The organism is Verrucosispora sp. TAA-831 (genome assembly GCF_050780145.1).
Classification (GTDB): domain Bacteria; phylum Actinomycetota; class Actinomycetes; order Mycobacteriales; family Micromonosporaceae; genus Micromonospora.
This window is the reverse complement of record NZ_CP192240.1, coordinates 953784-967560: the sequence shown is the minus strand read 5'-3', so window position 1 is coordinate 967560 and position 13777 is coordinate 953784. Positions and strand designations below refer to the sequence as shown.

Here is a 13777-nt window from a genome sequence, read left to right as displayed (position 1 = left end):
TCCGCGCGGAAACCCCGGGGGTCGCCCTTTGTCCGGGTCCCCCTCGCTGGAGGTCGCCGTGTCGATGCGCGAGCTGGTGGTGTTGGGCACGGCCAGTCAGGCCCCGACCCGGGCCCGCAACCACAACGGGTACGTGCTCCGCTGGGACGACGAGGTGATCCTCTTCGACCCGGGCGAGGGCAGCCAGCGGCAACTGCTGCACACCACGGTCACCGCGACCGACCTGACCCGGATCTGCGTCACCCACTTCCACGGCGACCACTGCCTCGGCCTGCCCGGCACCATCCAGCGCCTCTCGCTGGACCGGGTACCGCATCCGGTGGCGGTGCACTTCCCCGCCGAGGGTGCCGAGTACTTCGCCCGACTGCGGCACGCCAGCTCCTTCCACGAGACCGCCGAACTGGCCGTCACGCCCATCGAGGCGGACGGGCAGCGCATCGCGCTGCGCTGCGGCACGCTGGAGGCCCGCCGACTGCGGCACCCCGTCGACACGTACGGGTATCGGCTGGTGGAGCCGGACGGCTGCCGGATGCTGCCGGAGAAGCTGGCCGCGTACGGCGTCGACGGGCCGGCGGTCGGCGAGTTGCAGCGCGTCGGCCACCTCGACCGGAACGGGCGTCGCGTCACCCGGGAGGAGGTGAGCGTGCCCCGCCCCGGGCAGCGGTTCGCCTTCGTGATGGACACCGGCCTCTGCGACGGGGTGTACGCGCTGGCCGACCAGGCCGACCTGCTGGTGATCGAGTCGACGTTCCTGGAGTCGGAGGCGGCACTCGCCGCCGAGGTCGGGCACCTGACCGCCGGACAGGCCGCGCGGGTGGCGGCCGAGTCGGGGGTACGCCGACTCGTGCTGACCCACTTCTCCCAGCGCTACGCCGACCCGCACCGCTTCGCCGAGGAGGCGCGCCGACACTTCGACGGGGACCTGGTGATCGCCGAGGATCTGACCACGGTTCAGGTGCCGCCCCGGCGGGTACCCTCGGCGGAGTGACTGTCACGCTGCGTGCCGCGACCGCCGAGGACCTGATGGCGGTGGGCGCCCTGCACCAGCGTTCGCGCGTCGCCGCGTACTCGTCGTTCCTGCCGCCGGAGGCGTTGGCCGACCCGACGCCGGAGGCCATGGGTGAATACTGGGCCGAACGATGGATCTGGGAACGCGACAGCCACCGGATGATCCTGGCCATGCGGGGCGACACCCTCGCCGGCTTCAGCTACTCCGGCCCGGACGACGAGGACGACCCGGACACCGGACTCCTGTGCGCGATCCACCTGGCCCCCGCCGAACGCGGTCGGGGCGTCGGTCGCGAACTGATGGTCGACGCCCTGGCCGGCATGCGTACCCGGGGCTGGCGCCGTGCGGCACTCTGGGTGTTGCGCGAGAACGGGCCCGCCCGCCGCTTCTACGAGCGGGGCGGGTGGTCCCCCACCGGAGTCGAACGCGTCGAGCTGATCGGCACCACGCAGGCACCCCAACTGCGCTACACCCGCGGGGTGTAAGCAAGGGCACCCTGTTAACGCCGGCGGTAGAGCAGGGGTCCCCTACTGACAACCGGGCTCGCAGCTCCCCGATGTCGACGTCCGGGAGCCGCTCGCGGCGTTAGTAGGGGTCCCCTGCTATGCACGAGGCGTTAACAGGGTGCCCTTCCTTGCACTCAGGTTCCCTATGCCTCAGCGGGCGCCGAGGTGGGCGAGCAGGTCCTGGCGGGTGAGGACGCCCTTGGGCTTGCCGTCGATCAGCACCAGCGCGGCGTCGGACTTCTCCAGCAGGTTCACCGCCTCGCTGACCGGCTGGCCGCCACCGATCATCGGCAGCGCCGGTCCCATGTGCCGCTCGATCGTGTCGTGCAGTTGGGCCTGGCCGGTGAAGAGCGCGTCCAGCAGGTCCTTCTCGGCGATCGAGCCGGCCACCTCGCCGGTCACCACCGGCGGCTCGGCCTTGAGCACCGGGAGCTGTGAGACGCCGTACTCGCGCATGTAGTCGACCGCGTCGCGGACCGTCTCGGTGGGGTGTACGTGCACCAGCTCGGGAAGCTGACCGGGCTTGGCGGCCAGCGCCTGCGCCACGGTCGGCTCGGAGCCGGAGTTGTCCAGGAAGCCGTAGCGGGCCATCCAGGCGTCGTTGAAGATCTTGGAAAGGTAGCCCCGACCGCCGTCCGGCAGCAGCACCACGACCACGTCGTCCGGTCCGGCGGCGCGAGCCACCTCCAACGCCGCCACCGCCGCCATCCCGCAGGAGCCGCCGACCAGCAGCCCCTCCTCCCGGGCCAGCCGCCGGGTCATCTCGAAGGACTGCTTGTCCGACACCTCGATGATCTCGTCGGCCACGTCCCGGTCGTAGGTCTCCGGCCAGAAGTCCTCGCCGACGCCCTCGACCAGGTAGGGCCGACCGGTGCCGCCGGAGTAGACCGAACCCTCCGGGTCCGCGCCGATGACCTTGACGGTGCCGCCGGACGCCTCCTTCAGGTAGCGCCCGATGCCGGAGATGGTGCCGCCGGTGCCCACCCCCGCGACGAAGTGCGTGATCCGGCCCTCGGTCTGCTTCCACAGCTCCGGTCCGGTGGTCTCGTAGTGCGAGCGGGGGTTGGCCGGGTTGGCGTACTGGTTGGGCTTCCAGGCGCCGGGGATCTCCCGGGCCAGCCGGTCGGAGACGTTGTAGTACGAGCGGGGGTCCTCGGGCGCGACGGCGGTCGGGCAGACGACCACCTCGGCGCCGTACGCCCGCAGCACGTCCTGCTTGTCCTGGCTGACCTTGTCGGGGCAGACGAACACGCACCGGTAGCCCTTGAGCTGCGCCACCAGGGCCAGCCCGACACCGGTGTTGCCGCTGGTCGGCTCGACGATGGTGCCACCGGGCCGGAGGATGCCGGCGGCCTCGGCGTCCTCGACCATCCGCAGCGCGATCCGGTCCTTGACCGAGCCGCCGGGGTTGAGGTATTCCACCTTCGCCAGCACGGTCGCCTGGATGCCCTCGGCGACGGTACGCAGCCGCACCAGCGGCGTGTTACCGATCATCTCGACGACGTTGTCGTAGTACTGCACCTCGTTGTGCCCTTTCCTGCGGCGCCGGCGCCGGAGGCCGGGCGGGTGACTCGCGTGATTCCCGCGCCCAGGGTACGTCGGGTCAGGGCACCACGTGCCCCGGGATCACGGAGCCGCCGCGCGCCTCCCACTCCAGGAAACGCTCGGTCTCGGCCAGCACCGCCCCGGCCAACCAGGTCACCATGACCGCGTCGTCGATCAGCCCGAACACCGTCAGGAACATCTCCGGTACGGCGTCGATCGGCGAGACGATGTAGGCGGTGGCCGCCGTCATCATGGCCAGTCGCATCCCGCCGTCGTACTGACCGCGAGCGGTGGCCGCGATCATCCTGGGCAACGCCCCGATCCGCGCGCCGAGCGTCGGTCCGCCCCGGGATCCGGCCGTCAGGGCCCGGGCCAGGGCAACGAACGCCGCACCCCGCTTCAACGTCTTAGCCATCGTCGTGCTCCTCTCCACCGTGCAGCGTGACGACCCGGCGCAACCTCCACGATCCGTCACACGACGCTGCGTCGCCAAGTACCCAGATCGGTCGTTTTCCAGGCATCCGCGCAGAGTCCTCGACGACAGCGAGCCGTCGTACCCGCGCGCTAGTGTCGCTTCATGGGGGTGGTTGATTCCGTCGTCTCGGAGCGTCCGCGCTGGCAGCGTACGTGGCGGGTGGCCCGCCTCGCGGCCATCGGCACGGGTGCCACGGTGGCCGCTGCGGCGGCCACCACCGGTGTGCTGTTCGGCCAGGCCCGGCAGGCCCGGCGGACCATTCCGATGGCCGAGGCGCCACCACCGCGCTGCGACGGGGTCTACGGTGCGAAGTTCCCCGGTACCCCGATCACCGTGGTCGTGCTCGGCGACTCCTCGGCCGCCGGCTACGGCGTGCACCGTCGCCGCGAGACGCCCGGTGCGTTGCTGGCGACCGGCCTGTCCCGGCGGCTGCGACGGCCGGTCCGGCTGCACCGCTTCGCCGTGGTCGGGGCCATCTCGGCGGGCCTGCGCTTCCAGGTCGAGGCGGCGCTGGACTGCGATCCCGACGTCGCGGTGATCCTGATCGGCGCCAACGACGTGACCAACCGGACGCCGCCCGCGCTGGCCATCCGGCATCTCGCCGAGGGGGTCCGCGCGTTGCGGGCGGCCGGGGCCGAGGTGATCGTCGGCACCTGTCCCGACCTGGGGGCGATCCGGCCGATCCAGCCGCCGCTGCGGTGGCTGGCCCGCCGGTGGAGTCGGCAGCTCGCCGCCGCCCAGACCGTCGCCGTCGTGTCGGCGGGCGGCTGGACGGTCTCCCTCGGTGACCTGCTCGGTCCCCGGTTCGACGCCGAGCCGGGACGGATGTTCGCCTGGGACCGGTTCCACCCGTCCGCCGAGGGTTACGCGGCGGCCGCGGCGGCGCTGTTGCCCACGGTGGTCTCCGCGCTCTCGGCGGGCGCCGAAAGCGGGCCTTCGCGCACGCGTCCGGAAGGCGTACGGTCATTGCCGAAGGCCGCTCAGGAAGCGGTCCAGCACCCGGGGACGGAGGTCAGCGGAGCGCAGGTCCGCGGCAGCGAGAGCGGGCCGGCCGGTCGGTGGGCACAGCTTCGCCGCCGGGGCTTCTTCGGAGGCGGCACGACACCACAGCCGGCCGCCGCGATCGACTCACCCGCAGTGGAGGGATTCAGATGATCGAGCGGATCAGGCCGCAGCAGGGGCCACGGTGTGTCGGCACGCGCCTGCGAGCGACCCGATGACCGGGCTGTCTCCCGGTGCCTGGGTCGCCCGCACCGCCGCCGTCTCCCTGCTCGCCAGCACGCTCGGCGGAGCCGCCGTCCTGGCCGGACAGGCCGTGGCGGCCCGCAACCGCCGGTACGCCCAGCCGGAGCTGGGGCTCGCGCTCCGGGCCACGGTCGGCCGCAGCGGCGCGCCGGTGCTGCGTCTGGTGCTGCTCGGTGACTCCTCGGCCCTCGGCGTCGGAGTCGACCGTCTGGGCGACACCATCGGCGGTCAACTGGCCGAGTTGCTCGCCGAGGGGACTGCCGGTCGGCAGGTGCACCTGTCCAGCGTCGGCGTCTCCGGTTCCCGCTCGACCGACCTGGCCACGCAGGTGGCGCGGGCGCTGCTCGGCGAACGGCCGGACGTCGCGGTCATCCTGGTCGGTGCGAACGACGTGACCAGCATGCGCCGACCGGCCGACGCCGCCGCGTACCTCGGGGCGGCCGTGCACCGGCTGCGCCAGGCGGGCGTGGAGGTCGTCGTCGGCACCTGCCCGGACCTGGGCGCGGTGCGCGCGATCGCCCCTCCCCTGCGTCAGGTCGTCGGCCTGGTGGGACGTTGGGTCGCGCGGGCACAGACCAGCGCGGTTTTGGACGCCGGTGGCACGGTCGTCGACCTGGCCACCGAGACCGGTCCGGTGTTCCGGGCCGACGCGGGAACGTTCTGCCACGACGGCTACCACCCCTCCGCCGACGGCTACCGGGTGTGGGCGCACGCCCTGCTGCCGGCCGTGGTGGCCGCGGCAGCGGTCAAGCCGCGTCGCTGACCTGGGTCGATCGGTCGGCCCGGCGGGGTGACATTTCCCGACGGTGGAAAACTTCCGCTGCAAGTTACCGTCGAGTTAGCGTGGGCCCATGCCGATTGAGTCGTCCCGCGACGCCGTGATCGTCGCCACCGCCCGCTCCCCCATCGGCCGGGCCCACAAGGGTTCCCTCCGCGATGTCCGGCCGGACGACCTCGCCGCCACCATCGTGCAGGCCGCCCTGGACAAGATCCCCCAACTCGACCCCCGCCAGATCGACGACCTCTATCTGGGGTGCGGCCTGCCCGGCGGCGAGCAGGGCTTCAACATGGCCCGGGTGGTCGCCGTCCTGATGGGCCTGGACGGCCTGCCCGGCGCCACGACCACCCGCTACTGCGCCTCGTCCCTGCAGACCACCCGGATGGCGATGCACGCGATCCGCGCCGGTGAGGGCGACGTCTTCGTCTCCGCCGGTGTGGAGACCGTCTCCCGGTACGCCCGGGGCAACTCCGACGTCCTCCCTCCGGAGGCACAGGCCCTCCTGGGCCGCTGGGAGAACCCCCGGTTCGCCGAGGCGCGTGACCGCTCCAAGAGCCGTACGGAGGCCGACGCACCGGTCTGGACCGACCCCCGCGAGCAGGGCGCCCTGCCCGACGTCTACCTCGCGATGGGGCAGACCGCCGAGAACCTGGCCCAGGTGCACGATGTCAGCCGTGCCGACATGGACGCCTTCGGCGTCCGCAGCCAGAACCTGGCGGAGAAGGCGATCGCGGACGGCTTCTGGGCCCGCGAGATCACCCCGGTCACCACGCCGGACGGCACCGTGGTCTCCGCCGACGACGGCCCGCGTGCCGGGGTGACGCTGGAGGCTGTCTCCGCGCTCAAGCCGGTGTTCCGGCCGGACGGTCGGATCACCGCCGGCAACTGCTGCCCGCTCAACGACGGGGCCGCCGCCGTGGTCGTGATGAGCGCCCAGCGGGCCGAGGAGTTGGGTGTCACGCCGCTGGCCCGGATCGTCTCGACCGGCGTCACCGCGCTCTCGCCGGAGATCATGGGGCTCGGCCCGGTCGAGGCCAGTCGCCAGGCGCTGGCGCGGGCCGGCATGACCATCGACGACGTCGACCTGGTGGAGATCAACGAGGCGTTCGCGGCTCAGGTGATCCCGTCGTACCGGCAGCTCGGCATCCCGGAGGAGAAGTTGAACGTGGCCGGCGGCGCGATCGCGGTCGGGCACCCCTTCGGGATGACCGGTGCCCGGATCACCGGCACGCTGCTGAACGCGTTGCAGTGGCACGACAAGACCATCGGCCTGGAGACCATGTGCGTCGGCGGCGGACAGGGCATGGCGATGGTCCTCGAACGCCTGAACTGACGCGGGACCTGGAAGGAAACGTCTAGAGCGCGGTGCGGGTCGCGGCCACCTCGGTCGCGGCCCGCGCCAGCGCCTCGTCGGTCGGGCCGGCGGCCAGCAGGTCGGCGGCGACCACCCGGAGCTGGTCGGGCAGGACGAGGTCGTTGTCGAGCCGGGGCACGGTCCGCCGTGGCCGCCCCTCCACGTCGGCGGCCAGGTCGGCGATCGCCTGCACCAGCCGGTGCATCAGCTCGGCCCGGGACACGTCGTGCCGGGAGGCGGTGGCCGCCCAGCGCGGCTGCTGCCAGTGCCCCACCTGCCGCACCAGCAGTTCGACGCCTCGCCCCACCTCGTCGCGCCCCTGCGAATCGCCCATCCCCGCACTGTACGCACCACCCGGGAGCCGGCGATCATGCCCGCCGCCGACGGAGGAGGCCCGGGCGGGGGTGCCGCACGAACGACGGCGCCCGCCCCTGGAGGGGCGGGCGCCGGTCGGTCGCTGGGCGGCGATGGTCAGTCGTCGCCTTGGAAGTAGCTCAGCAGGCGCAGCATCTCGATGTAGAGCCAGATCAGGCTGACCAGGATGCCGAAGGCGGCGACCCAGGAGTAGCGCTGCGGCAGGCCCATCCGGACGCCGTCCTCGACCTCCTTGAAGCTGAGGATGAAGCTCAGCGAGGCGACCACGATGCAGACGATGCTGAACCCGATGGCCAGCGGGCTGCCGTCGCGCAGACCGGTGTTCACACCGAACATCGCCAGCACCAGGTTGATCAGCATGACGGCGAAGAGACCCGCCATCACGGCGACCATGCCCTTGACGAACTTCGGCGTCGCCCGGATGACCTTCGCCCGGTAGAGCATGGTCATCACGAAGAAGACACCGAACGTGGCGGTCACCGCCTGGATCACGATGCCGTCGTACAGCGACTCGAAGAACTTGCTCACCGCGCCGACGAGCACACCCTGGACCGCCGCGTACGCGACGACCAGAGCCGGGTTCGCCATCTTGGAGAACGAGATGATCATGCCGAGCACGAGGCCCACGACGGCGGCACCGATCCAGGCGACGCCGAGCAGCGCGTCGGGCACCATCACCCAGGCCGCCGCGCCGGTCACACCGACGATGGCCAGGAGCATGACGGTCTTGACCACCACGTCGTCGATCGACATGGGGGTGACCGCCGGCGGCGCGGACGGGTAACCCGGCGCACCGGGGTAACCGGCCTGCGGCGGGTACTGCTGCTGGGGGTATCCGGGCTGTCCGTACGGCCCGGTCGGGGCGTACCCGGCGGCACGCTCCCGCTCGGCCGCCTGGCCGAGCCGGGCGAGCACCGGGTTCGAAGTCTTCACTCTCTGGCCTCCCTAAGGGGGTCGTGGCACGTCAACGCGCGCTACAAGAGTAGACGGCCGGAGCAGCGCGATGTCGATCGGAATGCTGAGGGAACCCTGAGAGTGCCCGGGGCGGGGGTCGAACCCGCACGCCTTGCGGCAGCCGCTTTTAAGGCGGCCGTGTCTGCCGTTCCACCACCCGGGCGGGTGACCCCGACGCGACGACACGCGTGGTGCAGTGCCACGGTAGCGGTTTCCCGCCCGCTGCGGCGTCCCGTGCCGGGCACTCGCACTAGGGTCGAGGCCGTGAGCAGCGTCGCACCCACCGCACGCGAAAACGGCGTGTCCGAGAGGGCGATCCGCACCACCGATCGGGTACGCCTGCCACGCCCGGCCCGGCTGCTGACGGCCGTCTCCCGGCATCGCGCCGACCTGCTGGTGGGACTGGCGTTCGTGGTGCTGGCGGGCTGGCTCACGCACGGGCTCTGGCCCGACCCGACCGGCCGGGTACTCGCTCTCAACCCCGAGGACCAGGTCCTCTACGAGTGGTTCCTGACCGTCGACGCGCGGGTCCTGCTGGGCGACTTCGGGCTGCACACCGACCGGCTCAACGCCCCGGACGGGGTGAACCTGATGGCCAACACCTCGGTCATCGCCCTCGGCCTACTGTTCGCGCCGGTCACCCTGGCGTTCGGCGCGCCGGTCACCTTCGCCCTGCTCGCCGCCGCCAACCTGGCCGCCACCGCGACCGCGTGGTATCTGCTGTACGCCCGGATGCTGCGCGTCCACCGCCTGGCCGCCGTCCTGGGCGGTGCGTCGTGCGGCTTCGGCCCCGGGATGGTCTCGCAGACCAACAGCCACCTGCACATGACCGCCCAGTGGCTGCTGCCGGTCGTGGTCTGGCTGGTGGTGCGCCTGCTCCGGGCTGCCGAGGCTGCCGGGCGGGCCGGGCCGGGCCGGCGGCGGCTGGTGACCTCCGCCGTGGGGCTCGCGGCCGTGGTCTGCGCCCAGGTCTTCGTCGGCGAGGAGGTGCTGTTCCTCACCGCCGTCACGCTGCTGGTGATGGCGGTGACCGTGGCCGCCGTGGACCGGGACCTGACCCGCCGCGCGCTGCCCGCCTTCGTCGGCGGGATGGCGCTCGCCACCGGGCTTGCCCTGCTGGTGCTCGCCCGCCCGCTGTGGCTCCAGTTCGCCGGGCCGCTGGGCGTCGCCGACGGCATGTTCAGCCCGCACTACTTCTCGGCCGACCTGCGGAGCTGGTGGGCGGTCTCGCCGTTGACCCTGCTCGGTGACGAGCGCTCGGCCGAGCTGACCACCGGACCGGCGGAGTACAACACCTTCCTGGGCTGGCCCCTGCTGGTGGTGACCGCCGGGTGTGCGCTCTGGCTGCGGCGTCGCCCGCTGGTGCTGGCCTGCCTCGCCGGCATCCTGGTGATGGGCACGCTCTCGCTCGGTCCGGAGGTGGTGCACCGGGGCGAGGGCACCGGCCTGCCCGGGCCGTACGCACTGCTGGCCGGGCTCCCGGTGGTGGACGGCGCGCTGCCGATGCGCTTCGCCCTGGCGGTGCCGCCGCTGGCGGCGACGATCCTGGTGATCGCCCTGGACCGGGCGCTGCGCGCGGACCGACGCACCCGACGACTGGCGCTGGTGACGGCCGGTGTGGTGCTCCTACCGCTGGTTCCGACGCCGCTGCCCACCGCGGCGCGGACGCCGGTGCCCGAGTTCGTCACCGGCGGACACTGGCGGACCTGCGTCGAACCGGGCGGGATGCTGATGCCGGTGCCGCCGGCGACGCCGAAGGACCCCTGGCCGATGCGGTGGTCGACGGCGGCCGACGCCGCGTTCGGCATACCGGAGGGCTTCTTCATCGGCCCGCACGGTCGGGGCGGCAGCGCCGCGATGGGGGTGGCCCCACGGCCCACCTCCACGCTGCTGGCCGAGGTGGCCCGCAGCGGCCTCCGCCCGGTGGTCGGTGAGAACCAGCGCCGCCGGGCCGCCGACGACGTGCGGCACTGGAACGTCTCCTGCGTGGTGCTGGCGGTCGCCACCACGCACGCGGAGAGCCTGCGGCTGACCCTGGAGGCGCTCTACGGGCCGTCGACCCGGGTGACGGACGCGTGGATCTGGCGGGTCTGAGCCCGCGCGGCCGGTGGGCCGCGCGGGCTCGGACCACTACGCCTTGGAGCCCGGGTAGGACGCCTCGGCGAACTCCTCGCGCGGGTCGTGCAACTGACCGAGGGCGACCACCTCACGCTTGAGGAAGAACGCCAGCGTCCAGTCGACCACCACCCGGACCTTGCGGTTGAACGAGGGGATGCGGCTCATGTGGTACGTCCGGTGCATGAACCAGGCCGGCCAGCCGGTCATCTTGATGCCGTAGACCTGGGCCACGCCCTTGTGCAGGCCAAGGCTGGCCACGCTGCCGGCGTGCTTGTGCTTGTAGTCGACCGGCTGCCCGCCCCGGACCACGGCGACGATGTTGTCGGCCATCCGCTGCGCCTGACGCACCGCGTGCTGGGCGCTCGGCGAGCAGAAGTTGCCCGGCGGCTTGGTCAGGTCCGGTACGGCGGCGCAGTCCCCGGCGCTCCAGGCGCCCTCGACCACCCGGTCACCGTCGACCACCTGGAGGGTGGGCCGGCAGGTGACCCGACGCCGCTCGTCGCGCGGGAAGTCGGTGGCGTCCAGCATCGGCGCCGGCTTCACACCGGCCGTCCAGACGATGGTGTCCGAGCTGAAGCTGTCCCCGTCGGAGAGCTTGACCATCCCGTCGACGCAGGACTCCAGGCGGGTGTCCAGCCGGATGTCCATGTCCCGCTTCAGCAACTGCTGCACGGTGTAGGCGCCCATGTCCCGGTCGACCTCGGGAAGCACCCGTTGGGTGGCCTCGACCAGCACCCACCGCATGTCCGACGGCTCGAGCTCCGGGTAGTACTTCAGCGCGTGCCGGGCCATGTCCTCCATCTCGGCGAGCGCCTCGATGCCGGCGTACCCGCCGCCGACGAAGACGAAGGTGAGGGCGCGACGCCGTACCTCCGGGTCGGTCGTCGCAGCCGCCACGTCCAACTGCTCCAACACATGGTTGCGCAGGTAGATGGCCTCGCCGATGGTCTTGAACCCGATGCCGTGCTCGTGCAGGCCGGGAATGGGCAGGGTCCGGGAGACCGAACCCGGTGCGACCACGATGTGGTCGTACGCGATCTCGCGGGGCGGGCCGATGATCGGCTGCACGGTGGCGGTCTTGCGGTCGTGCTCGATGCGGGTCACCGCACCGGCCATCACCGTGCACCGCCGCAACTCGCGACGCAGTGGCACCACGGAGTGCCGCGGCGAGATGTTCCCTCCCGATGCCTCGGGGAGGAACGGCTGGTAGGTCATGTGCGGCTGCGGGTCGACGACGACGACCTCGGCCTCACGGGAGCTGAGCTTCTTCGACAGGCGCAGGGCCGCGTAGAGCCCGACGTGCCCGGCACCCACCACAAGGATCCGCTTCGGATTCACGCCTACATCTTTCCCGCGCCAGCGCCGGTAACCCCGCTCGCGGCACCCTTCTGTGACCGAGCACAACCTCAGTGTGACCCGCGCTACCGCAGGGACGAAACCGGACGAATCACAGGAGCCCCGCAGGCTTCGCCGGTCCCGCCGGAACCGTCGCTCACCTGCGTCGCAGCAGCCAGGCCAGCATCGCGGTCAACCCGACGACCACCAGCAGACCGACGATGGTGACCGGCATCCGGCCGGTGCCGTCGCTGCCGACCCGGGCCAACTCGACCAGCAGCACCCCGAGGACCGACGTGGCGAGCACCACTGCGCCCGCCCGTGTGAGCCAACGCACGATCAGGTCCGGGTCCACCGTCGCGTCGTACGGCAGCAGCGCCGCCAGGGCGGTCAGCGTGTGCGCGAGGTAGAGCAGCGCCGCCACGACCAGCAGTCGCCACAGCGCGATCGGCCGCTCGTGCAGGTCGGTGGCGAGCACCCAGCCGGCGACCGTGACCAGCGCGGCGAAGCTCGGCCAGAACCGGTTCGGCGACACCGCGGGCGCCACCGCGACCACGGCCAGCGCACCGAGCGTCTGTCCCTGGAGCATCTGCACGGGGTACGACAGCAGCAACCCGGCGAACGTGACGAGGAAGACGCCCAGACGGAGAAGGATCGGGGCCAGGGTGATCCGACCGGCCGCCGTGCGTACCGCCCTGAGCCGCGCGATCACCGGCCACCCACCCGGGGTGCGGTGGCCAGCCGGGCCACGTCCCGCAGCACCTGGTCCAGGCTGCCCGCACCGGCCCAGGGCACCACCGGCACCCCGTGCTCGCGGAGCTGGGCGATCATCGTGTCCCGGTCCAGTCGCCACAGCCGGTACGCCACCTCGGCCCAGCCCCGGTCGGTCGGCGGGGTCAGGTCGGCGGGCAGGGTGTCCACCGCGACCACGAACCGCCCCGAGCGGGCCAGCCGGGCCAGCATCTGCGCCGACCGCTCCTCCAGCAACGGCGTGAGCACCACCACCAGCGCGTCGGCGGAGAGCACCTGCGGCCCGAACACCTGGTCGTAGGGCTCGTGCGGGGAGGACTGCGCCTTCACGTCCAACAGCCACTCCAGGACCGTCAGGTACTGGCGACGCCCGGTGGCCGGGCGCAGGCGTCGGGCGCTGGGGCCGTACTCCAGCAACGACACCCGGTCACCCCGGTGCAGGTAGTGCTCGGCGATGGCGGCGGCGGCCCGGACCGTGGTGTCCAGCACCGAGGCGGTTCCGGCGATCCCGCCGGAACGGCCCGCCTCGGCGAGCACGTCGAGCAGCACGACCACCTCGGCGTCCCGGTCGGAGAGGGTGGACGCGACGTGCAGTTGCCGGGCCCGCAGCGACACCCGCCAGTCGATCCGGCGCAACCGGTCGCCGGGCGCGAACACCCGGACCCCGGCCAGTTCGCCGCCCTCACCGGGCCGGCGCGAATGGTGCGCGCCGACCAGGCCGGCGGCCCGGGGCATCGCCTCGACCGCCTCGAACGGCTCGGTCTTCGGGTACACCTTGGCTCTGAGCGGCTCGGCGTACACCGCGCGGGAGGTCAGCAGGCCCTGTCCGGCGGCGACCCGGGCACCGGCCGGGCCGATCCGGTGCCGCCCCCAGCGCAGCGCGGTGCCGGAGAGTTCCAGGTCGACCGCGGTGTCCGGACCGACGGAGGTGACGAAGGGCCGATCGGTCGGCGACGACCGCCGGCCGCCGGAGGTGTCGGCACCGGCGAGGGCCACCCGGGTCACCCGCAGCCACGGCGAGACCCGGGTACGCAGCACCGCCATGTCGTACGGCACGCTGCCCGGGTTGCCGACGCTGACCGTACCGCTCACCTCACCGCCCTCCACCAGGTGCGCCCCGTCGGCGGTGATCCACACCTGGGGCAGCTCGGTCGGTCGACGGCGCAACGCGTACGCGGTGCCGAGCGCGAACGGAACGGCGAGCACGACCAGGTCGACCCGGCCCAGCAGCACCGCGGCGGCCAACAACAGGCCGGTGAGCAGCACCGCTCGGCCGAGCGCCGCAGTGGGCGTCCAGCTCGGCGGGGCCGGTCGGTCCGGAGCGGTCACGACG

Annotated in this window: 13 protein-coding genes and 1 tRNA gene; 6 read left to right on the top strand and 8 right to left on the bottom strand. The window is 72.6% G+C overall.

The window, feature by feature from the left end:
• The first annotated feature begins 58 nt into the window (after positions 1-58).
• Positions 59-988, top strand: a complete 930-nt coding sequence (locus tag ACQVFL_RS04540) for a ribonuclease Z (RefSeq protein ID WP_431728752.1) — start codon at positions 59-61, stop codon at positions 986-988.
• Positions 985-1494, top strand: coding sequence for an N-acetyltransferase family protein (locus tag ACQVFL_RS04535; protein WP_431728751.1), 510 nt, complete (start codon positions 985-987; stop codon positions 1492-1494). The genes ACQVFL_RS04540 and ACQVFL_RS04535 overlap by 4 nt, the downstream gene beginning before the upstream one ends.
• A 171-nt stretch (positions 1495-1665) precedes the next feature.
• Here the strand turns inward: ACQVFL_RS04535 and ACQVFL_RS04530 are convergent, their stop codons facing one another.
• On the bottom strand, positions 1666-3036 hold the full coding sequence (locus ACQVFL_RS04530) for a cystathionine beta-synthase (RefSeq protein ID WP_396692651.1): 1371 nt from the start codon (positions 3034-3036) through the stop codon (positions 1666-1668).
• A gap of 82 nt (positions 3037-3118) precedes the next feature.
• Positions 3119-3475 (bottom strand): YkvA family protein, encoded by a 357-nt coding sequence (locus tag ACQVFL_RS04525; protein WP_396692649.1) that lies wholly within the window; start codon positions 3473-3475, stop codon positions 3119-3121.
• 162 nt (positions 3476-3637) lie between these two features.
• On the opposite strand from ACQVFL_RS04525, the gene ACQVFL_RS04520 reads away from it, so the two are divergent.
• The 3 genes from ACQVFL_RS04520 (at position 3638) to ACQVFL_RS04510 (ending at position 6891) form a co-directional block, all read left to right on the top strand.
• Entirely contained in the window at positions 3638-4690 is a 1053-nt protein-coding gene (locus ACQVFL_RS04520) for an SGNH/GDSL hydrolase family protein (protein WP_431728750.1), read from the top strand.
• Positions 4691-4751: 61 nt separating this feature from the next.
• Positions 4752-5543, top strand: coding sequence for an SGNH/GDSL hydrolase family protein (locus tag ACQVFL_RS04515; RefSeq protein WP_431728749.1), 792 nt, complete (start codon positions 4752-4754; stop codon positions 5541-5543).
• Positions 5544-5631: 88 nt separating this feature from the next.
• Positions 5632-6891, top strand: coding sequence for an acetyl-CoA C-acetyltransferase (locus tag ACQVFL_RS04510; protein WP_431728748.1), 1260 nt, complete (start codon positions 5632-5634; stop codon positions 6889-6891).
• Positions 6892-6913: 22 nt separating this feature from the next.
• Here the strand turns inward: ACQVFL_RS04510 and ACQVFL_RS04505 are convergent, their stop codons facing one another.
• The 3 genes from ACQVFL_RS04505 to ACQVFL_RS04495 all read right to left on the bottom strand — a co-directional run bounded on the left by ACQVFL_RS04505 (position 6914) and on the right by ACQVFL_RS04495 (position 8404).
• Positions 6914-7246: a hypothetical protein gene (locus ACQVFL_RS04505; protein ID WP_431728747.1), complete on the bottom strand. Its 333-nt coding sequence runs from the start codon at positions 7244-7246 to the stop codon at positions 6914-6916.
• Positions 7247-7383: 137 nt separating this feature from the next.
• Positions 7384-8220 carry a Bax inhibitor-1/YccA family protein gene (locus tag ACQVFL_RS04500; protein WP_396692640.1) on the bottom strand — a complete coding sequence of 279 codons (837 nt, stop codon included), beginning with the start codon at positions 8218-8220 and terminating at the stop codon, positions 7384-7386.
• 103 nt (positions 8221-8323) lie between these two features.
• Positions 8324-8404 (bottom strand) — tRNA-Leu (locus tag ACQVFL_RS04495).
• Between the two features lie 101 nt (positions 8405-8505).
• Here ACQVFL_RS04495 and ACQVFL_RS04490 point away from each other — a divergent pair.
• On the top strand, positions 8506-10335 hold the full coding sequence (locus tag ACQVFL_RS04490) for a hypothetical protein (RefSeq protein WP_431728746.1): 1830 nt from the start codon (positions 8506-8508) through the stop codon (positions 10333-10335).
• A 36-nt stretch (positions 10336-10371) separates the two neighbouring features.
• On the opposite strand, the gene ACQVFL_RS04485 is transcribed toward ACQVFL_RS04490, so the two are convergent.
• From ACQVFL_RS04485 to ACQVFL_RS04475, 3 genes are all read right to left on the bottom strand, one after another.
• The gene (locus ACQVFL_RS04485) at positions 10372-11697 is read right to left on the bottom strand and encodes an NAD(P)/FAD-dependent oxidoreductase (protein WP_396692636.1); all 1326 of its coding nucleotides are present in this window, start codon (positions 11695-11697) and stop codon (positions 10372-10374) included.
• 154 nt (positions 11698-11851) lie between these two features.
• Positions 11852-12406 (bottom strand): hypothetical protein, encoded by a 555-nt coding sequence (locus ACQVFL_RS04480; RefSeq protein WP_431728745.1) that lies wholly within the window; start codon positions 12404-12406, stop codon positions 11852-11854.
• Entirely contained in the window at positions 12403-13773 is a 1371-nt protein-coding gene (locus ACQVFL_RS04475) for a DUF58 domain-containing protein (RefSeq protein WP_396692632.1), read from the bottom strand. Before ACQVFL_RS04475 ends, ACQVFL_RS04480 begins: the two co-directional genes overlap by 4 nt.
• Positions 13774-13777 lie beyond the last annotated feature (4 nt).